This is a genomic window from Vibrio sp. OPT46, from assembly GCF_015163535.1.
In the GTDB taxonomy this organism is placed as follows: domain Bacteria; phylum Pseudomonadota; class Gammaproteobacteria; order Enterobacterales; family Vibrionaceae; genus Vibrio; species Vibrio alginolyticus.
Window position 1 is genome coordinate 1 of sequence record NZ_JADDYG010000721.1, and the last position, 700, is coordinate 700.

General features: G+C 42.1%; 1 pseudogene. It reads right to left on the bottom strand.

From position 1 onward, the window contains the following. Window positions 1–700: pseudogene (locus IQR33_RS34390) on the bottom strand (TonB-dependent siderophore receptor); the annotation flags it as partial.

Below are 700 nucleotides of genomic sequence, written 5' to 3' on the forward strand. Positions count from 1 at the left end.
CGGCAATGCCATAGCTGACCTGAGTTGAATCGACAGGTAAACCATAGTAGTTGTCGTAAACTGAATTTTCTGGTCCCCAAACAGGATCATAAATATTCGAGTTCCAAGGGGCTGGATTATTATTACCTGTTGGAGAATCATTTTTATCTTCTCTAAAGTAAGTACTATTCAGTACAAGGTGGTGTTCTACTGGGCCAATGTCAAAGTTGCTACGAACACCTATCTCACCTGAAGTTCGTTTGTTCTCAAGCTTAACTGATCCGAGAGATACCTCTAGGTTACCCTCGTTATCGATGATTTTGATTCGTTGCGGTACATTTGAATGAAAATCTGTACGGCTACCACCCAATGCGCTGTATACAGTTACAGAGTCACTAACGTTTAGCTCCCCGCGAATCATCATCCCTTTATCTTCGCTATCATTGTAGGCCCAACTTGGCGTCAATAATGTGTCAGATGGAGGAGGTGATGGGATTTTGAGACCAGAAGCGATGCTTAACCCACGGTTTGCACCTTCAACTCGCTCTGTACTGTAGTAAAAATCTGCTTCAAGGAAAGCAATGTCATTACGCCAATCAAGGCTTAATGATGCAAGTTGAGTTTTTTTGCTTTGGTTGTTTATCGCGGTGTCTCCATCTTTAAATGCACCGTTGAAACGAATACCAAATTCTTCATTTGTACCAAAGCGACGTCCAATATC